Source organism: Paenibacillus sinensis, from assembly GCF_019904155.1.
In the GTDB taxonomy this organism is placed as follows: domain Bacteria; phylum Bacillota; class Bacilli; order Paenibacillales; family Paenibacillaceae; genus Paenibacillus_AQ; species Paenibacillus_AQ sinensis.
The window spans coordinates 18668-42856 of the sequence record NZ_JAHCMB010000061.1 but is presented as its reverse complement, the minus strand read 5'-3'; the positions used below and the strand labels follow the sequence as shown (position 1 = coordinate 42856).

The 24189-nt window shown below is 53.8% G+C and carries 21 protein-coding genes; 18 read left to right on the top strand and 3 right to left on the bottom strand.

Translation table 11 applies throughout. From position 1 onward, the window contains the following. The first annotated feature begins 43 nt into the window (after positions 1–43). Both KIH86_RS07900 and rlmN read left to right on the top strand, forming a co-directional pair. Positions 44–2425 carry an S-layer homology domain-containing protein gene (locus KIH86_RS07900; RefSeq protein ID WP_223083028.1) on the top strand — a complete coding sequence of 794 codons (2382 nt, stop codon included), beginning with the start codon at positions 44–46 and terminating at the stop codon, positions 2423–2425. Positions 2426–2653: 228 nt separating this feature from the next. After that, positions 2654–3739 carry a 23S rRNA (adenine(2503)-C(2))-methyltransferase RlmN gene (gene rlmN / locus KIH86_RS07895; RefSeq protein ID WP_223083027.1) on the top strand — a complete coding sequence of 362 codons (1086 nt, stop codon included), beginning with the start codon at positions 2654–2656 and terminating at the stop codon, positions 3737–3739. Between the two features lie 349 nt (positions 3740–4088). On the opposite strand, the gene KIH86_RS07890 is transcribed toward rlmN, so the two are convergent. Next, a complete protein-coding gene (locus KIH86_RS07890; RefSeq protein WP_223083026.1) occupies positions 4089–4931 on the bottom strand; it encodes a TerC family protein in 843 nt (280 codons plus the stop codon). Positions 4932–5714: 783 nt separating this feature from the next. On the opposite strand from KIH86_RS07890, the gene nifB reads away from it, so the two are divergent. The 10 genes from nifB (at position 5715) to KIH86_RS07840 (ending at position 16969) form a co-directional block, all read left to right on the top strand. Further along, positions 5715–7091 (top strand): nitrogenase cofactor biosynthesis protein NifB, encoded by a 1377-nt coding sequence (gene nifB, locus KIH86_RS07885; protein WP_038698126.1) that lies wholly within the window; start codon positions 5715–5717, stop codon positions 7089–7091. 6 nt (positions 7092–7097) lie between these two features. Continuing rightward, positions 7098–7976, top strand: coding sequence for a nitrogenase iron protein (gene nifH / locus KIH86_RS07880; RefSeq protein WP_038698124.1), 879 nt, complete (start codon positions 7098–7100; stop codon positions 7974–7976). Between the two features lie 170 nt (positions 7977–8146). Beyond that, complete coding sequence (gene nifD, locus KIH86_RS07875) at positions 8147–9604, top strand: nitrogenase molybdenum-iron protein alpha chain (RefSeq protein ID WP_223083025.1); 1458 nt, start codon at positions 8147–8149, stop codon at positions 9602–9604. Beyond that, positions 9601–11160: a nitrogenase molybdenum-iron protein subunit beta gene (gene nifK, locus KIH86_RS07870; protein WP_223083024.1), complete on the top strand. Its 1560-nt coding sequence runs from the start codon at positions 9601–9603 to the stop codon at positions 11158–11160. The genes nifD and nifK overlap by 4 nt, the downstream gene beginning before the upstream one ends. A gap of 195 nt (positions 11161–11355) precedes the next feature. Next, the gene (gene nifE / locus KIH86_RS07865) at positions 11356–12756 is read left to right on the top strand and encodes a nitrogenase iron-molybdenum cofactor biosynthesis protein NifE (RefSeq protein WP_235775311.1); all 1401 of its coding nucleotides are present in this window, start codon (positions 11356–11358) and stop codon (positions 12754–12756) included. Further along, complete coding sequence (gene nifN, locus KIH86_RS07860; RefSeq protein WP_223083022.1) at positions 12746–14074, top strand: nitrogenase iron-molybdenum cofactor biosynthesis protein NifN; 1329 nt, start codon at positions 12746–12748, stop codon at positions 14072–14074. Before nifE ends, nifN begins: the two co-directional genes overlap by 11 nt. Next, entirely contained in the window at positions 14049–14447 is a 399-nt protein-coding gene (gene nifX / locus KIH86_RS07855; RefSeq protein ID WP_223083021.1) for a nitrogen fixation protein NifX, read from the top strand. Before nifN ends, nifX begins: the two co-directional genes overlap by 26 nt. Beyond that, positions 14431–14991, top strand: a complete 561-nt coding sequence (locus tag KIH86_RS07850; RefSeq protein WP_223083020.1) for a DUF269 domain-containing protein — start codon at positions 14431–14433, stop codon at positions 14989–14991. Before nifX ends, KIH86_RS07850 begins: the two co-directional genes overlap by 17 nt. Before the next feature lie 80 nt (positions 14992–15071). Continuing rightward, entirely contained in the window at positions 15072–15827 is a 756-nt protein-coding gene (locus KIH86_RS07845; protein WP_223083019.1) for a HesA/MoeB/ThiF family protein, read from the top strand. Then, positions 15824–16969 (top strand): homocitrate synthase/isopropylmalate synthase family protein, encoded by a 1146-nt coding sequence (locus KIH86_RS07840; protein ID WP_223083018.1) that lies wholly within the window; start codon positions 15824–15826, stop codon positions 16967–16969. Before KIH86_RS07845 ends, KIH86_RS07840 begins: the two co-directional genes overlap by 4 nt. Positions 16970–17119: 150 nt before the next feature. On the opposite strand, the gene KIH86_RS07835 is transcribed toward KIH86_RS07840, so the two are convergent. Continuing rightward, complete coding sequence (locus tag KIH86_RS07835; protein ID WP_223083017.1) at positions 17120–17974, bottom strand: SDR family NAD(P)-dependent oxidoreductase; 855 nt, start codon at positions 17972–17974, stop codon at positions 17120–17122. A gap of 213 nt (positions 17975–18187) precedes the next feature. Here KIH86_RS07835 and KIH86_RS07830 point away from each other — a divergent pair, with 213 nt between their 5' ends. Genes KIH86_RS07830 through KIH86_RS07820 form a run of 3 tightly spaced genes read left to right on the top strand, consistent with a single transcriptional unit; the run spans position 18188 to position 20667 of the window. Beyond that, positions 18188–18628 carry a MerR family transcriptional regulator gene (locus KIH86_RS07830; RefSeq protein WP_223083016.1) on the top strand — a complete coding sequence of 147 codons (441 nt, stop codon included), beginning with the start codon at positions 18188–18190 and terminating at the stop codon, positions 18626–18628. A 37-nt stretch (positions 18629–18665) separates the two neighbouring features. After that, entirely contained in the window at positions 18666–18893 is a 228-nt protein-coding gene (locus KIH86_RS07825; protein WP_223083015.1) for a hypothetical protein, read from the top strand. A gap of 55 nt (positions 18894–18948) precedes the next feature. Beyond that, positions 18949–20667: a glycoside hydrolase family 13 protein gene (locus tag KIH86_RS07820; RefSeq protein WP_223083014.1), complete on the top strand. Its 1719-nt coding sequence runs from the start codon at positions 18949–18951 to the stop codon at positions 20665–20667. Positions 20668–20679: 12 nt separating this feature from the next. On the opposite strand, the gene KIH86_RS07815 is transcribed toward KIH86_RS07820, so the two are convergent. Continuing rightward, positions 20680–21408 carry a hypothetical protein gene (locus tag KIH86_RS07815; RefSeq protein WP_223083013.1) on the bottom strand — a complete coding sequence of 243 codons (729 nt, stop codon included), beginning with the start codon at positions 21406–21408 and terminating at the stop codon, positions 20680–20682. A 465-nt stretch (positions 21409–21873) separates the two neighbouring features. Here KIH86_RS07815 and KIH86_RS07810 point away from each other — a divergent pair, with 465 nt between their 5' ends. From KIH86_RS07810 to KIH86_RS07800, 3 genes are read left to right on the top strand one after another with little or no spacing between them, the layout of a single operon-like run. Further along, on the top strand, positions 21874–22608 hold the full coding sequence (locus KIH86_RS07810) for a class I SAM-dependent methyltransferase (RefSeq protein ID WP_223083012.1): 735 nt from the start codon (positions 21874–21876) through the stop codon (positions 22606–22608). Next, positions 22609–23634 carry an MBL fold metallo-hydrolase gene (locus KIH86_RS07805; RefSeq protein WP_223083011.1) on the top strand — a complete coding sequence of 342 codons (1026 nt, stop codon included), beginning with the start codon at positions 22609–22611 and terminating at the stop codon, positions 23632–23634. Between the two features lie 18 nt (positions 23635–23652). Then, on the top strand, positions 23653–24027 hold the full coding sequence (locus KIH86_RS07800; protein WP_223083010.1) for an iron chaperone: 375 nt from the start codon (positions 23653–23655) through the stop codon (positions 24025–24027). Positions 24028–24189: the final 162 nt, after the last annotated feature.

The window sequence follows — 24189 nt, the reverse complement described above, 5'->3', positions numbered from 1 at the left end:
GACTATATAATTTTAGAAGAAAAACTAAAAGGAGGATGAGGATTTGAGTAAAACAGACAGAGTGGCAAAAGGAATCACCGGCATAGCGGCCAAGTCGGCTGCAAGCGGGCTTATGGTTCTCGCCTTGGCGATTCCGGGCGGATGGGTGTCCGCAGACTCGTCAACGGCGGCTGCCAGCGCGTCAGTCTCAAATACTGTCGTGGTGAATGCAAGCTCTCCATCAGGCTTAGAGCAGAGCAGTACGGCAGATCCGGCGAAGGCGAAATTTACGAAAGAGCAGGCGATCGCCAAGGTCAGGGAGCTGTTCCCCGAACTAAAGGACGCGGAAGTCTCCAATGTTCAACTCGGGATTACGAACGTATCTCCGGCCCCTTCCAACCAGATGGTCTGGGATATTCAATGGAGTTTCCGTACCGGTACCGGCTCCTTCGGCTTCAGCAGCCAGGTGGATGCCATTAACGGCGACCTGATCAGTACATATATAAATTTGGGCGATCAGGACAATGAGAGCTATTATCCGCCTGCTCTTACCCGTGATCAGGCATTGGAGAAGGCGAAAGCCTTTATCACAAAGGCCGCGACGTCTATTTCCGCCGATGATCTGGAGGTTTCTAACAGCAATTATTATTATGCATCGAATCCTTCCCTGTTCGGCCCCGCCCAGTATGGTTTCTATTTTACCGTCAAGCATGGGGGCATTTCTTCCGCGTTTGAGAACGTAACCATCGGAATTGACGGGAACGGCCTCGTGAAGATGTTCAACAAATCGGCCGAGCGATGGAATTATCCTACGACAAAGGCTGCCGTATCCGCACAGCAGGCGGAGCAGACTTTCAAGAGCAAGTTTGATGTGGAGCTTGTATATATCCCGGTCTACGGCACAAGCGGGCTTAACCGCTGGGTACTGGGCTGGAAGCCTGTCGATACAGCGCTGTACCCGATTGATGCCTCTTCCGGAAGCCGTCTGAGCATCATTGACGGAACTGTCAGCACGGTCTCACAGACCGTGTATGCCGATGTGCCGCAGCTGCAAGCCCGCTTCACCCCGAGAAGCTCGAGCGAAGAGATAACGAACGATGAGGCGGTCCAAGCCGTGAAGAAGATCGTCACGATCCCAACGAGCCTGCGGCTGAATTCCAGCACACTCTTCGGTGGCTATACGGGCAACGAACGCAAGGTCTGGAACCTGTTCTGGATTCAATCCGGCGCACTCGGGGGCATGATGTCCCAGACTAGTGCGTCTGTCGACGCCCTGACGGGACAGATTATCAGCTACAACAAAAGCCAGGATTTGACGGGCGGCTCGGCCGCTGACTCCGCCAAACCTAAGACCGGCAAGCTCACCTACAAGCAATCCAAGGACAAGGCCATTGCCATGATCAACAAGCTGTATCCGAACGCATCCAGCAGCTTGAAGCTGGCGGTTCCCGAGAAGAACGTGCCGAATGCAGACGGAGGCTACGGCTTCCAGTTCATCCGGTTTGTCAATGGCATCCGGGTCGATGACGGCGGTATTGTAGTTACACTGGATGGCGACGGAAATCTGGTGAATTATTATACTTCTCAGCTCACCGAGCTCGATGGCTCGAAGCTGAAGCGGTCTGATGTCAAGATTTCCAAGGATGACGCACTGGCTCAACTTATCGGCCTGTATACAACGAAGCTGCAGTACCAGTCCTTTGGAGGCTATGGGGCTACAGGTTATACGGACCCTGTCGTCAAGCTGGTGTATGCTCCGGTCGATGCCGAAGCCGCCGTCAGCCCTCAGCGGATACTCGACGCTGTAACCGGCGTATTGACGCCTCAGTTCCAGTTACAGAACCAGTTGCAGAACGATGCTTCCGTCACCGATATCAAGGGCAATCCGGCCGAAGAGGCGCTGTCCACGCTGGTGAAATACAACATCCTAGTTCCCGATGAGAGCGGCAAGGTGAAGCCTGACGCCCAGCTCACAACTGGTGAATGGCTGACCTGGATGGGCAATGCCCTCACAGCAGGCAATCTGAGCGCTTATGTGGGCATTCAGGACCGCAAAGCTATCGCGGGTATTGCCCCGGACAGTTCCTACTACCCGGCGGTCGCTTATGCCGCTCAGAACAAGTGGATCGCTTCGGGCAGCGCGTTCAACCCGGATACTCCGCTGACCCGGGAGCAATTTGCCGTTCTGTTGACCTCCCTAGTGGGATACGATAAATTCTCGGCTTACCTGGAGAATGATCCTTCGGTCACCGGATTTTCCGATGCCGCGCAGATCTCCCGCAAAGGAGAGGTAGCCGTAGCGGTAAGACTGGGCCTGCTGGAAGGCCAGATCGGGAAATTCAATCCCGCCGGCGCCGTAACCCGCGCCGATGCCGCGAAGGTGATAATGAAGCTCGTAGAGCTTCAGGGCAAGACGGATCAAACCATCGGGCAGACCCGTTACTAGTAATTCACGGTTGATGCACGTCTTAATAGCATAACAAGAGGTGTACCCGGCTGAGGCATTGATTATGCTTCAGCCGGTTTTTTTCGTTCCAAATGGCGTAGCGGCTGTCTTTTCCTCTTGTTTTAATATAAAAAATTTGGGACAATAAGATATGATTGTCTTCCTTACGGGAAGCCAAGGGCTAGAATTGACAGGCTTGCGCTGCAAGTCTTGGAGAGAGGATAAATCATGAGCAAAACATCCATTTACGGTTTGACCTTTGACGGGCTCGCCGCCTGGCTGTTGGAACGCGGACACCGCAAATTCCGGGCGCTTCAGGTATGGGATTATCTCTATATGAAGCGGGTTACGGATTTCGGGCAAATGGAGGAAGTGAATCCGGAGGCGCTCGAGCTGTTGGCCGGGCATTTTACCATAAGCACGTTGACCGAGCATGTGAAGCAGGAATCCGTGGACGGAACCGTCAAATTTCTGTTCAGACTGTTGGACGGCAACCTGATCGAGACGGTGCTGATGCGCCAGAAATACGGCCTTGCCGTCTGCGTAACGACCCAGGTGGGCTGCAACATCGGCTGCAGCTTCTGCGCGAGCGGACTGCTGAAGAAGGACCGGGATCTGTCCGCAGGCGAGATTGTGGAGCAGATCATGCAGGTTCAGATGTATCTGGACGCGCAGGGCAATGGCGAATCGGTCAGTCATATCGTGGTCATGGGGATCGGAGAGCCCTTCGACAACTTTGAGAATTTGACAGCTTTCATCCAGATTATCAAGAATCAGAAGGGTCTCGACATCGCCGGACGCCGTATTACGGTCTCCACCAGCGGACTTGCAGACAAAATCATTGAATTTACGGACCGCAATTTGCAGGTAAATCTGGCGATCTCCCTGCATGCGCCGAACAATGAGCTGCGCACTCGTATAATGAAGATCAACCGCGCCGTTCCGATCGAGAAGCTGATGTCGGCGCTTGAGTATTATCTTCAGAAGACGAAGCGCAGAACGACGCTTGAATATATCCTTCTCCGGGACGTCAACGACCAGCAGGAGCATGCGCTTGAGCTGGCGGAACTGATCCGCGGCTACGGCCCGCTTGTGAATGTCAACCTCATCCCATACAACCCGGTTGATGAACACAGCCAGTATCAGCGGAGCGACCGGGAGACGGTCCGGACATTCTTTGATATCCTGAAGAAGCAGGGCATCAGCGTCAGCACGCGTCTGGAGCAGGGATCGGACATCGACGCCGCCTGCGGCCAGCTGCGGAGCAAGCAGATCAAAGAGATCAAGCAGATTAAACAATCGGCTCTTGGATAATTCATTGAACCTAGGAGCAACTCCATTGCTTACAGCAAAAACCCGCTTGTGCCATCCGGCGTAAGCGGGTTTTTGCAACTACGTAGGTCGATTCCTCACACGATTGTAACATTTGATGATAAACTCCTCTTTTTTGGCAAGAAGAACATTGACGTGTATGAAAATAATACATTATAATCCTATCAAGAAAGTTGGAATAATTTAATAAAACAGTATCAAAGTTGAGCGGATCACCGCAGGCCGAACCTTCTTCCATTCCGGAAGTCGGAACGGCCTTTTTGCTATGATCCACATCGAGAGGGGTGATCAGACAGCGATACGGTTCTCTCTCTTTGGAGGTTTGCGGAGGTTACTTGCCTAACTGTGTGTCTGCCTCTTGCACCGGATTCTCGTCTTTATGTTCTACTGTCACCTGCTTGCTCATGAACCAGCCGATGGCGGCAATGAGTACCAGCACGATATAGAATGTCGCTTTCCAAGCGGTGCTGTGCGCGAAATGCTCCGACAGAACGCCGAGAGACGGATGCGCGAGCGTAATGACGGCCAGCTTGACGCCAACCCAGCCTACGATAACAAACGCGGCGACTTCAAGACCCGGGCGCGAGTGAAGCAATTTGACGAAGACGGAAGCGGCGAACCGCATAATGACAAGCCCGATAAACCCGCCGGCAAAAATAACAAGGAATACGCCGCCGTCCAGACCGCCGATCTGCGGAAGACCGCTGGGCGGAAGCGCCACGGCTAATGCGACTGCAGCCAGGATCGAATCGACGGCAAATGCGATATCTGCGATTTCGACTTTAAGCACGGTCAGCCAGAAGCTGGACTTCTTACCGCCGGAAGCTTCCTTGCCGTCTTTGTTGGCCGCTTCATCCGTAATCGATTGTGCCTCAGGCCTGCGGGCTGCAATGATTTTGCGGATGATATGATTTCCCGCTATGAACAGCAGATAGAGGGCTCCAATCGCCTGGACCTGCCAAATATCGACAAGGTAGGAAATCACGAACAGCGATCCGAAGCGGAAAATAAAGGCGCCGAACAGTCCATAGAAGAGAGCTTTTTTCCTCGTCTCCTCGGGCAGATGCTTCACCATAATGGCGAGCACCAGCGCGTTGTCGGCTGCAAGCAGTCCTTCCAGCGCAACCAGCACGAGGAGCACCCAGCCGTATTCCAATAACAAACCTACATCCATTTCTTACAACCTCCTGAATTTAAAATGGCCTAAAATTATATAAAAAAGACCTTTACCAAACAGCGTGATTCTCCAAAAAAGAGATTCAATCTGAATGGTAAAGGTCTCGCTAACAATTGGATAATTGCCAACAAAGCCGGAGAACATGACGCTCTTTCTCGTATTGACGACTTTGCTTAACAGCTACTCCCCTTTACGGGATATTCGGTTGGCTTTAATCTATTACGATCATAAAGGAGGAGAGACAGATTGTCAACCAAAGAAAGAAATCCCTTTCTATTAATGAACGAATGTCCGGCTGAGAGTTCCGCAAAATTTCCCGGGCCATGTCGAAAGAACGTTAACGGGCGTTAAAGACAGCGTTAAATCTGTATCAAATTCAGAAGCGGCATTGACATTGATTTTCAATGAAAACAAGTTATGAAAACGGAAACATGGTATTTGAATGTCACCTTTTATGACATATGATTTGACGAAAATGTAAACACACGGATATGACAGGTTTTTTCGTGGAGAGGCTAATTGACGATATACGGGTTTGAAAATATGATTGGGGTACAGCAAAGGCAGTCAAGCAAGGTTAGAGTGAGGAAACCTAACAAGAGATTGAAGGTTAACTCACATGTCGCTAATCGGGAATTAACCCCAAGGATACGCTTCTGAAACATCAATGTTTGTGACGGTGTTTCGAAAGGAACTTGGGCGCACGCTTCCGACACGGGAACGAAGCGAAGCGTGCGTAGGGAGCTAGAGTCTCCTCATTATATTAAGGAGGTGGGAACAATGAAGCCGGAGCCGACATCGTGTTCATCAAACGCAGCAGTGGATGATATCAGTCGCCACCCTTGCTACAACGAAGAAGCCCATCGGTTCTTTGCCCGGATGCATATTCCGGTCGCTCCCGCCTGCAACATTCAGTGCAATTACTGCAACCGCAAATTCGACTGCGTGAACGAAAGCAGACCGGGGGTTGTCAGTGAGGTGCTCTCTCCGGAGCAAGCGGAGCGGAAGGTTAAGGGTGTGGCAGCGCAGCTTATGCAACTGTCGGTAGTCGGCATTGCAGGGCCTGGCGATCCGCTGGCCAACGCGGACAAGACGTTCGACACGTTCGCCAGAGTCAAGAAGCATGTGCCCGATGTCATGACCTGCCTCAGTACGAACGGCCTGACGCTGTATCGGCACATTGATCGAATCGTGGAATTGGGGATCGGACATGTAACGATTACGATCAATGCCATCGACCCGGACGTAGGCAAGGAGATTTATCCCTGGGTATTTGACGAAGGGGTTCGTTACGAAGGAAGAGAAGCCGCCGCTCTCCTGATCAGCCGCCAGCTTCAGGGCGTGGAGGAACTGGCCAAGAGAGGCATTCTCGTCAAAGTTAACTCGATCATGATTCCGGGAGTCAACGACGAGCATCTGCTCGAAGTATCGAAGAAAGTCAAGGAGCTTGGCGCGACGATTCATAATGTGACGCCGCTGATTATCGCTCCGGGCAGCCAGTACGAGAAAGATGGACGCAAGGCGCCGCGCCCCAAAGAATTGATTCAGCTGCAAGAGAAGCTGAGCGAGGGCGGAACCAAGCTGATGCGCCACTGCCGGCAGTGCCGCGCGGACGCGGTAGGGTTGCTCGGTCAGGACCGCAATCAGGATTTCCAGCTCGATAAGATGGATGATGATCTGGTGATCGACCTCGATGCCAGAGAGCAGTTCCAGCAGGAACTGGACGCCAAGATCCGGCAGCGCATGATTGCGAAGTCGAACCAGCGCTCCATACTGGACGAGAACAAGAGAACCCGGGTCGCCGTTGCTTCCCGCGGCGGAGACAAGGTTAATCAGCATTTTGGCCACGCGACGGAATTCATGATCTACGATACAGACGGAACCGAAGTGAAGTTCATCGGTATGCGTAAGATACAGGCTTACTGCCACGGCACGGCGGATTGCAACGGGGAGAAAGGCGAAACGCTTCAGGAGATTACATCGATTCTGAGCGACTGCCGGATTCTCTTAAGCTCCGGAATCGGCGATGCGCCTCGCATGGCGTTGAACAAGGCTGGCATCCTGCCGCTGGTCCGCAAAGGCGGAATTCAAGAAGCAATTCTTGAAAGTGTAAAATACGGTTCTTATTTTGAACACATAAATATTTCGAAGGGATGATGTAACATGACTAAGAAACTGAGACAAATCGCATTCTACGGCAAAGGCGGTATCGGTAAATCCACCACTTCCCAAAATACACTGGCTCAGCTGGCCACCACTTTCGGCCAGAAGATCATGATCGTTGGCTGTGACCCGAAAGCTGACTCCACTCGTCTGATTCTGAACACGAAAGCTCAGCAAACGGTGCTTCACCTGGCCGCTGAAATGGGTTCGGTTGAAGATCTCGAGCTCGAAGACGTAGTTGCTACCGGCTTCGGCGGCATCCTCTGCGTAGAATCCGGCGGTCCGGAACCTGGCGTAGGCTGCGCAGGACGCGGTATCATCACTTCGATCAACTTCCTGGAAGAGCAAGGCGCTTACGACGGCATGGACTTCATCTCCTACGACGTACTGGGTGACGTTGTGTGCGGCGGTTTCGCAATGCCGATCCGCGAGAACAAAGCGCAAGAAATCTACATTGTATGCTCCGGTGAAATGATGGCTATGTACGCAGCCAACAACATCGCCCGTGGTATCTTGAAATACGCGCACAGCGGCGGCGTTCGTCTGGGCGGCCTGATTTGTAACTCCCGTAACACCGACCGTGAAGATGAGCTGATCATGGAACTGGCCCGTCGTCTGAACACGCAGATGATTCACTTCGTGCCTCGCGACAATGTCGTACAGCATGCCGAGCTGAGAAGAATGACGGTTACCCAGTACAACCCGGAACACAATCAAGCCAACGAGTACAAGCAACTGGCTGACAAGATCCTGCACAACGAAATGCTGACGATCCCGACTCCTATCGAAATGGACGAACTCGAGCAGCTGCTGATCGAATTCGGTGTGGTAGAAGACGAAGAAACAGCCATCAAGAAGCTTGAAGCTGCTGGTCACTAATATAAAGAATAGAACTTGAGATCAGATATATTGCGGGACTACTTCTCATAACAAGAAAAGTTAACCGGCGGATGGAGTGGAGAGACGATCATCCGCCGAAGGCTAGGCGAACGTAGAAAATGCCGCCAAGGATGCAGTCATCTGCTAAATGAAAAAAGGAGGTTCAACGAATGGGACTGGATATTGAGGCTAATAAAAAACTAGTTGAAGAGATTCTGGAAGCCTATCCCGATAAAGCAAGGAAGGACCGCAAAAAGCACTTTCAGGTTAACACTGAGGAATCAAAGGAAAGCTGCAGTTGCTCCCTGAAATCGAACATTAAATCCCGTCCGGGCGTTATGACGCCGCGCGGCTGCTCTTATGCCGGTTCGAAAGGCGTAGTATGGGGACCGATCAAGGACATGGTTCACATCTCCCACGGCCCGATCGGCTGCGGACAGTACAGCTGGGGCACACGCCGCAACTATGCGAATGGCACGCTGGGCATTGACAACTTCACCGCTATGCAGGTTACCAGTGACTACTCCGAGACAGACATCGTCTTCGGCGGCGACAAGAAGCTGGAAATCATCTGCCGTGAAATTAAGGAAATGTTCCCGCTGGCAAAAGGGATTTCCGTTCAATCCGAGTGTCCGGTTGGTCTGATCGGCGACGACATCGAAGCAGTATCCAAGAAGATGAGCAAGGAGCTTGACATGCCGATCGTTCCGGTTCGCTGCGAAGGCTTCCGCGGCGTCAGCCAATCGCTCGGTCACCATATTGCGAACGACGCCATCCGCGACTTCGTTCTCGGCAAAGCCGATCTGAAGGAAACCGGTCCTTACGATGTCAATATCATCGGTGACTACAACATCGGCGGCGATGCTTGGGCTTCCCGTATCCTGCTCGAAGAAATGGGTCTTCGCGTAATTGCCCAATGGTCCGGAGACGGCACACTGAACGAGCTGGAAATTGCCCACAAAGCGAAGCTGAACCTGATCCACTGTCACCGTTCCATGAACTACATGGTTGACCATATGGAGAAAGCTTACGGTATTCCGTGGTTTGAATATAACTTCTTCGGTCCGTCCAAGACCTATGAAAGCCTGCGCGCCATCGCCGCTATGTTCGACGAGAAGATTCAAGAGAACTGCGAGAAGATGATCGCCAAGCACAAGGTGGAAATGGACAAAATCATCGCCAAGTACAGACCTCGTCTGGAAGGCAAGAAAGTGCTGCTGATGATCGGCGGTCTGCGTTCCCGCCATACGGTAGGCGCATACGAAGATCTGGGCATGGATATCGTAGCTTCCGGTTACGAATTCGCTCACAAGGACGACTATGAAAGAACGTTCCCGATGATGCAAGAAGGATCGATCATCATGGATGATCCGACTGCATACGAATTGGAAGAACTGGCTCAGAAGATGGGTGTTGACCTCGTAGGCTCCGGCGTTAAGGAGAAATACGTATATCACAAGATGGGCATTCCGTTCCGTCAAATGCACTCTTGGGATTATAGCGGTCCGTACCATGGCTTCGACGGCTTCAAGATTTTTGCCAAGGACATGGATATGACCGTAAACAGCCCGATTTGGGGTCTGATGAATAAGAAAGAAAAGATTCAACCAGAGGGGGCGAGCATATGAGCAAGGAAAAATTGAACATTCCGGATTATAACACACTGTTCACGGAAGAACGCTTTGTTCAGCAGCGCGAGAACAAGAAGCAATTCGAAGCTCCTTGCAGCGCTCAGGAAACGGCTGAAGCTCTCGCTTACTCCAAATCCGCGGAGTACATGGAGAAGAACTTTGACCGCAAAGCGGTTGTTATCAACCCGCACAAGGCTTGCCAGCCGCTCGGCGCCATGATGGCCGCTCTCGGTTTTGAGAAGACCCTGCCGTTCGTTCACGGTTCCCAGGGCTGTAACTCCTATTTCCGCAGTCATCTGAGCCGCCACTTTAAAGAGCCGACGCCGGCTGTTTCCTCCTCGATGACCGAAGACGCAGCCGTATTCGGCGGTCTGAGCAACATGGTTGACGGTCTGGAGAATGCAGTCGCTCTGTACAAACCGGATATGGTTGCTGTCTGTACGACTTGCATGGCGGAAGTTATCGGTGACGACCTGTCGGCCTTTATTGGAACGGCTCGTCAAAAAGGAGCCATCGCTCAGGATATGCCAGTAACATTTGCGAATACGCCGAGCTTCATCGGCTCGCATACTACGGGTTACGACGCAATGCTCAAGAACATTCTGAGCCAGCTGTATGACCGTTCCGGCCTTCAAGCCGCTCCGGGAACCGGCGAAGAAAGCGGCGAGAAGCTGAATGTTATGCTCGGATTCGAAGGATACACCGGCAACTTTGCCGAAATCCGCAAAATCCTGAACGCATTCGATACGAAATACACGCTTCTCGGCGACCACAGCGGCAACTTCGATTCCCCGGCTACCGGTGAATACGAGTACTACTATGGCGGCACCAAGCTGGACGATGTTCCAAAGGCTGCCAACGCTCTGGGTTCGCTCGTGCTTCAGAAATACACGCTCAAGAAGACTCAGGATTATATCAGCGGCACCTGGAAGCAGCAAATTTCCGCAATGTCGACTCCTCTGGGCGTCAAAGCAACCGACAAGCTGCTTGAAGCAATCAGCGAGCTGACGGGACTTCCGGTTCCGGCATCCCTGATCGAAGAACGCGGCCGCGTCATTGACGCTTACACCGACAGCCATCCTTATCTGCATGGTAAGCGGGTAGCGCTCGTAGGCGACCCTGACCTCCTGATCGGCCTGATCGGATTCTGTCTGGAAGTCGGCATGGAGCCGGTTCACATTCTCTGCTCGAACGGTGATGTGGAATACAATGACGTGAAATTCAAAGTGGAAGCCGAAGCCCTGCTGGCCTCAAGCCCGTTCGGTTCCGAAGCTACCGTCTATGTCGGCAAAGATCTGTGGCATCTGCGTTCACTGCTGATCAACGATCCGGTTGATCTGGTTGTCGGCAGCTCGCATGTGAAGTTTGCTGCCAAGGATTCGAACACGCCGCTCATCCGCGTAGGCTTCCCGATCTTTGACCGTCATCATATGCACCGCAGTCCGACTATCGGATACCAAGGCGCGCTGAATCTGCTGACTTTGATCGTTAACACAGTTTTGGAGCAGTTGGACATCAACAATTCAGGCTTCAATTACGACTTGGTCCGCTAATCAAAGAATACAGGGAGCAGATTTATCTTGGATAAATCTGCTCCCTCATCCTATTTTCTGTTCAATTCATGTTATAAATGATTCCATAGGTAGTATGAAAAGTGTCCATAATGATGTAAAATTTTCGGTAGAAAGATTCCTTTCATCCCGTTTTCATGGTATTTGTCATATTTTCTGCCGGTTTGGTATGTCACAATGAAAGCACTGATCCTTAGCGAAGGAGATGATGATCCGATGGAGCCTATTCGAAAAGAGGAATTCGATGATCAGGCCTGCGGGAGCCAGGCTCCCAAATCCAAGCCTTGTCCACGGCCGAAGCCGGGCGAGGCAGCCGGAGGATGCTCCTTCGACGGAGCGCAAATTACACTGCTTCCCATTATGGACGCTGCGCATCTCGTACATGGACCGGTCGCTTGCGCCGGCAACAGCTGGGAAAGCCGGGGCAGCCTTTCGAGCGGGCCCAACCTCTCCCAATATGGATTTGCAACGGATCTTGGCAACAACGACATCATTTTTGGCGGGGAAAAAAAGCTGAAAGACAGCATCGATTATATTGCCGGGCGTTTTGCGCCTCCGGCTATATTTGTATATGCGACCTGTGTCACCGCCCTGATCGGCGAAGATATGGACGCCGTCTGCAAGGAAGCGTCCGGCCGCCTCGGAATTCCCGTTATCCCCGTGAACAGTCCCGGTTTTGTCGGAAGCAAGAACCTCGGCAATCGGCTCGCGGGCGATGCGCTGCTCCAATACGTCATCGGCACGGGCGAACCCGAACAGGAGACGCCGCTCGGCGTCAACCTGATTGGCGAGTATAACATCGCCGGCGAGATGTGGGACATCGAGAAGCTGATGAATCAGGCGGGAATTACCTTGTTATCGCGAATTACGGGGGATGCACGTTATAAAGAGATTACCTGGGCTCATCGGGCCAAGGCCAACATGGTGGTATGCAGCCGCGCGCTGTTGGGACTGGCGAAGCAGATGGAATCGAAATACGGTATTCCTTATTTCGAAGGATCGTTCTACGGAGCGAAGGAGACGACCTATTCGCTGCGCCAGATGGCATTTCTGCTGAACGACAGGGAAATGGAACGCCGGGTCGATCGTCTGACCGAGCGCGAAGAGAACCGGCTGTCGCATGATCTTCGGCCATACCGCAAAATTCTGAAAGGCAAGAAGGCTGTGCTCTACACCGGTGGTGTCAAGAGCTGGTCGGTCATCTCCGCTCTGAAAGAGCTTGGCATTCAGGTGGTCGGAGTAGGGACGAACAAGAGCTCCGACGAGGATGTTCAGCGCATTGCCGACCGGGTCGGCGATGATACGGAGTATATCCCGGAAGGCGGAGCCTCCCGGATTATCAAGACGGTTCGGGAACGCAAAGCGGATATCATGATCGCCGGCGGACGGAATATGTACGTCGCAATGAAAGAGCAGATTCCGTTTGTGGATATTAACCAGGAACGCCATAAAGCTTATGCAGGCTACGAAGGATTGCTGCGGCTCGCCAAGGAATTGGTTGAATCGCTCGACAATCCGATCTGGAAACTCGCATCTTCTCCAGCACCTTGGGATAAGGAGGATTCCTATGACCGTTAAGAGACGCAGCAAGCCGGTATCGGTGAATCCTCTCAAAATCGGGCAGTCGCTTGGAGGTATCCTTGCCATGCAGGGCTGCTACCGGGCGATGCCGATCGTACATGGCGCTCAGGGCTGCTCTGCCTTTCCCAAGGCTCTGCTGACCCGCCATTTTCGCGAACCGATCGCGGTTCAGACTTCTGCTATTCAAGAAATGGATGTGATCTTTGACGCCAACCGCAATCTGGAGGAAGCGATGAACGCCGTCCTGTCCAAGCATCGTCCCGACATTATCGGCATCATCGGTACGGAATTGACAGATGTGGCGGGTGTGGATTATCAGATCATGCTGAAGTCGTATAAACGGGAGCGGAACATGCGGGGCGGGCTTGCCTTCTCCGTAACACTGCCCGATTTTCGCGGCTCTCTGGAATCGGGTTTTAGCGTTACGGTCGAGGCGATGATCGACGAGCTTATCCAGCAGGCGGGTCTGCGGGGACAGCGCAATGTGAATTCCCGCCAGATTACGCTGCTTCCCGGTTCGTATTTGACGCCGGGAGACGTGATGGAGCTTAAGGAAATCGTGTCCTCATTCGGGTTTGAAGTAATCGCACTGCCGGATATTTCGACTTCGCTGTCCGGGCATCTGCTGACCGGTTTTTCGCCGCTGACCAGAGGCGGTGTGCCGCTTGATTCCATGCTGCAGAGCTTGCAATCCGGACTGACCATCGCCTTCGGCTCAAGCATGGAGCGTCCTGCAAGAAGATTGCATAACGCTCTTGGCACGCCGTATAAGGTATTCCAGAGCACGATGGGACTTAAGGCTTCCGACGAGCTCTTTCATTTCCTGCATCAGATCAGCGGTGTTCCGGTTCCGATCCGGTATTGCTGGCAGCGGGAAAATCTGCTTGACTGCATGCTGGACGCCCATTTCCAATTCGCCGGGATGTCCGCTGTGGTTGCGCTGGAGCCCGATCATATCTGTTCGGTGTCTTCCTGGCTGGAAGAACTGGGTGTGGAACAGAAGGCGCTGGTTACCTCTTATGAGACGTCTGCGATTGCCGAACTGGAGCGCGATGTCTGGGTCGGCGATCTGGACGACGCGGAGGTGCTGGGCAGCGGAGCCGACCTGTGGATCGGCAGCTCGCATAGCTTGGCGGGCGCGGATCGCATCGGTGCGGCGCATGTGCCCGCAGGGTTCCCGGTTTGGAACGAACTGGGCTCTTATATGAATGTATCCGTTGGCTATCGCGGAGCCATGGAATGGACGAATAAAGCGGGAAATCAATTAATGAGAAGGGAGGCGGAGCACCGTGAAAGTAGCATTCGCCACAGATGATGGGATTCGGGTTAACGCCCACTTCGGACAAAGCTCCATGTTCGCCGTTTACAATGTAACGAGAGCCGGAAGCGAGCTCCTCGAGCTTCGCAGAATCCCCGATATCGCAGCCCAGGATGAGATGGGCAAGATTGATTCCCGGATTCAGGCCATCGAAGATTGCACGCTGATATTCATCATGCAGATCGGTGCATCGGCCGCTGCCAAGGTTACACGCCGCAAGATCATGCCGGTCAAGGTGCCTTTTGGCAGCCCGATTGATGAGCAGGTCAAGCGGCTCGGAGAAATGCTGCAGGGCAAGCCTCCGATGTGGCTTGCGAAGGTGCTTCGGGCCGAAGAGGAAGGAGCGGAAGTCAATGGAACGAATAGCTGATGATTTCGCTGGTATGAATGCGCAGAACGCGCAGCAATCTCCCGTTCCGCCGAAGCGTCGGCAGAAGCCGCTGCCCGATCCGGAGAAGGCGGAACGGTTAGTCCGCCGGCTGAACGATCTGCTCAGCGCGAGCGATTACTTCGGGCGCTACGCCTCCCTGACGCCGGAGGAGAAGATTTCGAAGCTGTTCCTAGCTTCTGCGGAAGATAAGGCCAAGTCCGATATCAACTGCACCGTATCCGACGATGTGCGTTCCCAGGTGCCGGTTCTGTTTCAAGCGATCGCCGGGGTGCTGGAGGAGAAGAGCGGGCTGATGATCCAGAGCTCCGCGGAGATCAATGTGGAAGGATTTGGCCGAGGGCTGCTGTACAGCGGCCGGATCATCCTCGTGATCAAGAGTCTTCGAGCGGGCTTTCCGTTCCCGTTCACCTCACTTGCGAAGACGGTTGCTTACGGAGTGGCTTGTGTTGAGGAAGGCCTCACCTTCCTGGATAAATATAAAGATTTGGCAGAGGTGCAGAGTCTTCTCAATCTGGAGGGATAAACTTCACTGTCATGGAACGCCTCCGATTCTATACTGGACGGAAACAATGAAGCCATGAGCAATAACGGAGGGGTAGAGACATGGAGCATGGATATACGCAGACAGTGGAGATGGAACGTTACGCACGGCAGCTTAAGCTGCTCGGTGAAGACGGCCAGAGGGCGCTGAAGGAAGCGACGGTCATGATCGCGGGTATCGGCGGACTTGGAGGTACGGCTGCCATTTATTTGGCGGCCGCCGGCATCGGCAGACTCATTCTCGCCCATGAAGGCAAGATTCTCCTTCCGGACCTGAACCGGCAGATCCTCATGGACTCCGAGCATTTGGGGGAAGAGCGGATGAGCACAGCCATCCAGCATCTGCAGCGTCTTAATCCTGAAGTTGAAATCGAAGGCTACAATGCCAAGATCGAGGGAGGCAACGCGAAGCCCTGGGTCGAGAAAGCGGATATTGTGATCGATGCCCGCTATGATTTCCCAGAACGGTATGAGCTGAACCGCGTATGCGTGGAGGCCGGCAAGCCGATGGTTGAAGCTGCCATGTATGGTTATGAAATTTCATTGACGACTATGGTTCCCGGCGAAACGCCTTGTCTGGAATGCCTGTATCCGGGCAATCAGCCGCAGTGGGAACCTTTTGGATTTCCAGTACTGGGTGCAACATCCGGTATTGCAGGTTGCCTGGCTGCGCTGGAAGCCGTAAAATGGATTACAAGGGTAGGGACGACCTATACCGGCATTATGCATCGTTTTAACTCACTCGACTTTACCACATACAGTGTCCGACTTACCCGTAATCCGAATTGCGCTTGCTGCGGAGAAGGAGGTAAACCGTGAAAAGTCTCAAGCTATGTGATACAACGCTGAGGGACGGTGAACAGGCGGCTGGAGTTTCATTCACGAGGACAGAAAAGCTGGAGATCGCTAAGGTGCTGTCGGAATGCGGTGTAGAACAGGCGGAGATTGGTATTCCTGCCATGGGAATAAGGGAACAGGAGGATATCGCGGCTATTGCCGCGCTTGGTCTTCCCATGAAGCTGATGACCTGGAACCGTGCGCTGAAGAGCGATGTCGACAACGCGCGGGCGACAGGAGTGAACTGGTGCCATATATCCCTCCCGGTCTCCGATATACAGCTGCGTGGCAAGCTGGGATTGGCGCCTGACGAAGGGCTGACGAAGCTTCTGAAGGCTGCGGACTATGCCCGGGAGTTTGGAATGACGGTATCGGTCGGGATGGAAGATGCTTCACGCGCAGATATGAGCTTTCTTGTGGAACTGGTCAATGCCCTGTACGAATCCTGTGGCATAAGATGGTTCCGGTATGCGGATACGGTATCGGCCCATCATCCGGGCCAGATGTCGCAGCGGATCAGCAGTCTCCTTGGAGCGGTGCCGAATGATGTGGAGCTTGAGGTGCACTGCCATAATGATTTTGGCCTCGCTGTGGCGAATACACTGAGCGGTATCGCTGCAGGGGCTGTATGGGCAAGCACAACGATCGCCGGCATCGGTGAACGTACCGGCAATGCTCCGATGGAAGAAGTGGCTCTGGCGTGGCGTTATTTGTATGGCGGGCACAGCGCCATCAAGGCTGAACTGCTCAAGCTGGCTGCCGATATCGTCATTTCGGCGTCCGGACGCAGCGTCGGGGACGCGAAGCCGATTGTCGGCAGACTCGCGTTCACACATGAATCGGGGATTCATGTTGACGGTCTGATGAAGGATCGGGAGACGTACCAGACGTTTAACCCGGGAGAAGTCGGGCGTGAGCATCAATTTGTGCTCGGCAAGCACTCGGGAACAGGCGGCATTGCGCATGTGCTGAGCAAGCTGGGACTGGAAGCGGACCCGGAGACCGTGTCCCGTCTTCTGATACGGGTTCGGGAATATGCCGAATCAAGCAAGAACAATGTTCCGGAGCCCCTGTTGCTGGAATGGCTGCGTGAGGATCATACTCACACGCATAACGTGGTTTGATTCGAAGGAGTCTGCCTCATAGGATATTGCTTTCCATCCTAATCCTCATTACTCTAATTGTTGAAATCGAATATACGGTGCCTAACCATTAAGAAGGCCGATCAGAGGGAGAGAACAAACTCCCCGATGATCGGCCTTTTAGTCTTGAAATCACTTCGCTTCCACACCTGCGAACTCCCGTTCATACACCGACTTGACCAGCTTTAGTACAGCAGGGCTAAGGCTTTCGAACGGCAGCTTGGCGGGTTTGCCTTTATGGAGGTAGGAGCCAGGCGGGTACTGGCTGCCCGAAACGGCAGCTTCGTACAGCAGGGATGCTCCATGCTCGGGACCTGGGAAGAACAGCTTCATCAGCGGCTTCACGTAGATAGGCAGCCCGGAGCGATTGCCGGGTCTCATGGTATTGTTGGGACCGGGATCAACGCTCTGCAGCCGGATCCCTTGCGCGAAGGCGGACGGCGCGGCTTCCTTGATCCAGAGGGAGTGAGCCAGCTTGGAATCCGCATAAGGACCGAGCAGCTTTTTGAACGTGTCGGGATGCTCCAGCTTCTCCGGGTTCAACCGTTTCACATAATTTATAGCCGCCGAGGAGGTACCGATTACGGTCTTCAGATCACCGGCAAGCAGCAGCTCGCGGAGTTCTGAATAAATCACGTAAGGCGCCACAGCCTGAGTCTCGAAATGAAGCTCGCGTCCCTGCTTGGAGAAGAGCAGCTCCGGGAAGCTGCCTCCGGCATTGTTGAACAGTACGTCGATCCGGACCTCGGATCTTTTGATCACATCAAGGGCTTGGCGCAGGCTGGTGAAATCCGACAAATCCCCCTGATAGACGCGCAGCCTCCCCTGCTGCTGAAATTCCCTGACTCTGGAATCATCTCTTTGAAAAGAGGAACGGATCAGGGCGATCACATCCCATCCCCGTTCGAGCAGCATCCGGGTTAGCACCAGACCGATTCCACTGTTCGCGCCTGTGATCAGAGCGGTGTATTTAGCTTGTGTATTCATCTGAATGAACCTCCTTGTGTGTTCTGTCTTTCGGATTGAGGCCATTCTATAACCTGGAGTCGACTCCAAGTCAAGCAACTGATTTTTCGTTCCGAATGCAAACATGAATATGGAATCTTCAGATGACCCTCCGGACTTGACTTGAAGCGGGCTCCAGGAGTTATGATAACTTCAACTGGCAGATAGCTCCGAACAAACAAAGGAGGCGGTGAGATGAGCGGGAACGAGACATATCCGATCCGTACGGCGGCCGAAATGACAGGACTTAGCGAGGATACCATCCGCTATTATGAGAAGATTGGGCTGCTGCCCCATGCACTGCGGAGAGAGAATCGGCACCGCGTATACGATCAAGGCGATATCGAGCGCATGAATCTCATTACATGCCTGAAGAAGACGGGGATGTCGCTGGACGAAATGAGGCCTTTTTTGGACCGGCCCCGTGAGGAGCTGGCGGATACCCCCGAATTATTCGATGCGCTGCAAAGACATCGGGAGAACATACTGAACCAAATGGCCTCGCTCCAACAGATTGTGGATTTTATCGATCAAGCATTGATCCACAAGACTGCGGCTGAGGAGGAATGCACTTTGAAGGGCGACCGGAAGCGTATGCCGGTTAAGAAGGATGCGGAGCATGCGGTCAGGAAATGAGAAGAAGGGCTGAGGCCCGAAGGAACAACGCTATTTTATGCCATATCATGCAGCAGGCGCGGCCAAAAGACTCGTGAGAGAGCTTTGGGCCGCGTCTGCTGCGTTCATCGTCCATGACGGCCTTGATGATCCCGTAGGAATCAACCTTATCCACTATCGCCGGTTTCGAACAGGTTGTCAGTTCATGATCCGGCTTCTTCCGCATGGCATCGATTTTTCAATTAATGGACTACGGTTTGTTATGCCGCTTCGCCCGAACGGTTAAGATATATTGAACGTTACTGCCAGAGGGGTTACGGAACGCAGAAGGAGGCGGAGTAATGAATCCGAAATGGTGGAAGGAATGCGTCGTCTACCAGATCTATCCCATCAGCTTCATGGACTCGAACGGTGACGGCCGGGGAGATTTAAGGGGCATTATCTCCAGGCTGGATTATTTAAAGGATCTTGGCGTGGATGTGATCTGGATCTGCCCGATCTATAAATCGCCCGGCCACGACAACGGCTACGATATTAGCGATTACTGCGATATCAGCAAGGAGTTCGGCACGATGGACGACTTCGATCACATGCTGCGCGAGATCCATTCCCGGGGAATGAAGCTGATGATGGACCTGGTGCTCAACCATACATCCCATCAGCATCCGTGGTTCATTGAGTCACGGCAGTCGAAAGACAATCCGAAGCGTGATTTTTATATATGGAGAAAAGGCAGGAACGGCGGCCCGCCGAACAACTGGGAATCGTATTTCAGCGGCTCGGTCTGGGAGTACGATGAGCGGACGGACGAGTATTACCTTCATCTGTATTCCCGGTTTCAGCCCGATCTGAACTGGGAGAACCCGGCCGTTATCGACAAGCTGCACGAGATGGTTGCCTGGTGGCTGAAAAAAGGAGTCGACGGCTTCCGGTTCGACGCGATTGCTCACATCGTCAAAGCCGAAGGGCTGCCGGACGCCCAAAATCCGAACGGAACCAAAACGGTGCGGGCCTACGACATGTTCTCCAATCTGGAGCATGTGCATACCCTGCTGCAAAATCTCAACGATCAGGTCCTGTATTTCTATGACATCATGACGGTCGGCGAGACTTCCGGACTCGGGCCGGAGCAGGCGCTGGAGTATGTCGGTGACGGGCGCCGGGAGCTGAACATGACGTTCCAGTTCGAGCATATGTATCTGGATGCGGCATCGGCAGGCAGCGGGAAGTGGGATATCGTGTCCTGGAACCTGCCGGAGCTGAAGGAAATTATGAGCGGCTGGCAGACGGTTCTGCATGACCGGGGCTGGAATGCCAATTATTTATGCAATCATGATCAGCCCCGCGCGGTTTCGCGTTTTGGCGACGATATCCGGTACCGGGTCGTTTCGGCCAAAATGCTGGCGACCTTCCTGCACATGCTGGAGGGCACGCCGTATATGTATCAGGGCGAGGAGATCGGCATGACGAACGCCGCCTTTCAGTCGATCGAGGATTACCGCGATGTCGAGACGCTCAATTATTATGAAGAGCAGCGCAATAACGGCGTTCCCGAAGAGGAAATCATGAAAGCTATCCATAAAAAAAGCCGCGACAACGCGCGTACCCCGATGCAGTGGGATGGCGGGGAGAACGCGGGCTTCACAACCGGCACCCCCTGGATACGGGTCAATTCAAACTACGCGGAAGTGAACGCAGCCAGCGCGGTGAAGGACACGGATTCCATTTATCATTATTACAAAAAGCTGATTGCACTGCGCAAGAAGCATCAGGTTATCGTCTACGGCGAATACAAGCTGCTGCTTCCCCTGCATACGGAAATTTATGCGTTCACACGAACACTGGAGGATGAGCAGCTGCTGATCATCCTGAACTTTTTTGACCGAAATCCGGTCTTTGAACTGCCGCAGGAAATATCCCCGGACGATATGGAGCTGCTGATCTCCAACTATCCTCCGGGGAAGGGCGAGGATCTGCGCCAGCTCATCCTTCGCCCATACGAGGCGAGAGTGTACATGACGTCGGTTGCGGCGGCGAAGCGGGAACAGGGGCAGCAGTAATGCTGGCAGGGACTAGCGTTTGAACGACTTCCGGATCGGGGGCAGATGGTCCATCCAATGGGCGAAATCCGTTCCTTGGATGGTGCTTCCTCCGCTTAAGAGGGGTTTATACGCTTTAAACACTTCCAAATCGGAACCGGTAAAGATACTCGGCGAAACCGAGGAAAGCTGCTTCCTTGCGTCGTCTATTCGTCCCAACATCAGATTGGCGGAGAGCAGGCTGTCTAATGTGGTAATATCTTTCTTGGCTGCCCAGGCTTCAGATTGGCGCTGCAGCTCATCCTCCCAGAACCTCCGGGTCAGCTCCCGATTTGCGGTATACTCATTGTTCTCCCACGTATAGACGGCTTCTAGCGAGGGGGCCAGCGGAAGCTCACCGTATTCGGGATAGGAGACCAGGCTGTAATCCTCTTCACCGTCCAGACGTTCAAAATGAACTTCGGCATTGTCCATAACTGTCACCTGCATCTTGCCGTAAACCTCTTCCACAACAATCGAAGCCGGGCCGGGCCGGTTATCCGCCAGCGAAAATTTGAATGCAGGTCTTCCGTGCTGATACACGGCTTCAGCCCAATGTTCATCGCTTGCCTTGTTTCCTCCTTCGATGACAATTCCGGCTTTCCGGCTGTCAAATTGGATTGTATGATCAGGGCCCAGAATAGCGAACCGGGTATAATCAAAGTCGCCGTCGTTCCAATACCCAATTTGGTAAGTCAGTCCGCCAAGGATAAATGAGTCCATATGAACGGAGCCCGATTCGATACTGGCAGGCGGCGACTGGGATTCCTGTGGGAGCGCGGCAGAAGCTGAAGGTATAGCAGAATGTGAAGAGGTCTGCATAGCGGAAGCTGAAGGAGATGGGACCGAACTGACGGGTGTGGAGGCGCAGCCTGTTGACATCAGGCCTAGTTCCAAGACGATGCATGAGCAGAGTAGCGTTTTGCGATTCACGAACATGTTAAGCCTCCAGGGCGCATAATGGGAACGGGATAACGTATTCGCCCTGTCACAGTCCCATACCTTTTTTCTGGGAAAAAGATGAAGAATCTTGTATTCCCCTTCTCCCGAACGTTTCTTGCCCAGGGACTTGAAAAGTGACAGTTTGCTTTGAGTTTGCGGCTAAAAGACGGTAAAATAAGCGGTACAATTTGCAGATACATAGATCAAATAATAGAACGAGCGCGGATTTGCGGGAGGAGACGGCATATGAGTGAATGGTATGAAGAGAGCTTCGGCGAGGATTACTTAATTGTATACAGACATCGGGATTTCGGCGGCGCCCGGCGGGAGGTCGAGAAGATGATCGCCTGGCTGGACCTGCCGGAGAAGTCGGAGGTGCTGGACCTGTGCTGCGGCATGGGGCGGCATTCGCTGGCACTTGCGGAAGCGGGGTACGAGGTGACGGGCGTCGATCTGTCAGAGGCGCTGCTGCGGGAGGCACGGGCCCAGGAGGGAGCCGGGCGGGTTGCGTGGATTCGGTCCGATATGCGGAATCTGCCGCTTGAGGGCGGCTTTGACGCCGTGGTCAACCTCTTCACTTCATTCGGGTATTTCGAGGAGGATGAAGAGCATGTGAAGGTGCTGCGCGAAATTTGGCGGATGCTGAAGCCGGGCGGCAAGTTCATCATCGATTTTCTGAATCCATCCTATGTCACGGCTCATCTTGTTCCCCACTCCACCCGGGAGGACGGAGACAATTTGATTGACGAGAAGCGGCGGATTGAGGACGGCTATGTGAAAAAAGACATCATACTGACGTCCAAGTCGGACGGAACGCCGCGTCAGTATCATGAGCGTGTGAAGCTGTATTCGCTGGAGAAGTTCCGCGCATTGATCGCGGAAGCGGGACTGGCTCTCGAAGCGGTGCACGGCAGCTACGAGGAAGACGTGTATGAGGCGGAGACTTCGCCGCGCATGATCTTTGTCGGGAAGCGTCCGTAGATGGGCGCGGACCGGGGAAGGCTGGAGGAAGCAGGACCTCCCGCTGTTCTTGAGGACGGGCTGATCCGGGTGCCCGTGCCCATGTATCCGCCGCTGCGCGTGGTCAACAGTTACCTGCTGGCCGAGCCTGATGGCGGATGGACTGTGGTTGACCCCGGGCCTAGGAGCCGGGAGGCGGAGGAGACGTGGAACCGGACGCTGGAATGGCTGGGCATGCCTTGGAGCCGGGTCCGGGCGGTTGTTCTCACCCACCATCACCCGGATCATTACGGGCTGGCGGGCTGGATGCAGGAGCGAAGCGGCTGCAAGGTATGGATGTCGCGGCGGGCTTACGCCGAAGTGCTTCACATGTGGGGACCGGAGTCGGATATGGAGACGGCGCTGCCGGATTTTATGAGAAGGCATGGGCTGCCGGAATCCCTGGCCGCCGAGCTGCGCGAACACCAGGCCGGCATCAGGATGCAGATTACACCGCAGCCTGCCGTAAGCCCCCTGGAAGACCGCGCATCCTGGAGCATGGGCGGCCGAATATGGCGGCTGGTGGAGACAGGCGGACATGCGCCCGGTCATCTGTCTTTCTACGACGCGGCTGAACAGGCGATTCTGTGCGGAGACGCCGTGCTTCCGCAAATTTCGCCAAATGTCGCGCTGCTGCCCGGCAGCGATCCGCAGCCGCTGCACACCTATCTGCAGGGCTTGACCGCCCTGCGGGAGCTGCCGGTCCGCATCGCCTATCCGGGCCATCGCGAGCCGTTCACGTACTTTACGGCGCGGATCGATACGCTTCTTCAGCATCATGAAGAGCGGCTGGATGATGCGGAGGCGCTGCTGGCGGAGTCGCCGCGAAGCGGCTATGACGTGTGCGGCGACCTGTTCCGCGGCCGCATTTCGGGCATTCACCAGCTTCGCTTTGCGCTGGGCGAAGCGCTGGCCCATTTGGCCGAGCTGGAGCGGAGGGGAAGAATCCGGTCGCTGGAGAAGGACGGGCAGGTGTTGTTTTACAAGCCGGCAGGAATTGACTCTTAAAGAAGAAAGGGAGATGTTATGGAACCCGTTAATGGTGTCCCGAAGTCGATTGATGAGTATATCGCCGGTTATCCGCCCGAAATTCAGAATTTGCTTCAATCGGTGAGGCAGGCGATCCGGGAGGCGGCTCCCGAGGCCAAAGAGAAGATCAGCTATCGGATGCCCACATTCTTTCTCCACGGTAATCTGGTGCATTTCGCAGCCTTCAACCGCCATATCGGGTTTTATCCGGCGCCAAGCGGTATCGAAGCCTTTGAACAGGAGCTGTCGGCTTACAAGAGCTCAAAAGGCGCAGTACAGTTCCCGCTTGACCAGCCGATTCCTTATGAGCTGATCCGCAAAATCACGGCTTTTCGGGTTAGAGAGAACCGGGAGAAGGCGGAGCGAAGCTGAATAGAGTTGAACATGATAAAAAAGACCGTCCTTGAAGTCTCTCTTGGACGGTCTCTTTGCGTACACGTGAATTTTTACGGGTCGAAAAACAACGAAACGTGGAATATGTATGCATTTTTGTTGCACAACTCAGTGTCGGGAACGTCGTCGGTTGCATTAATA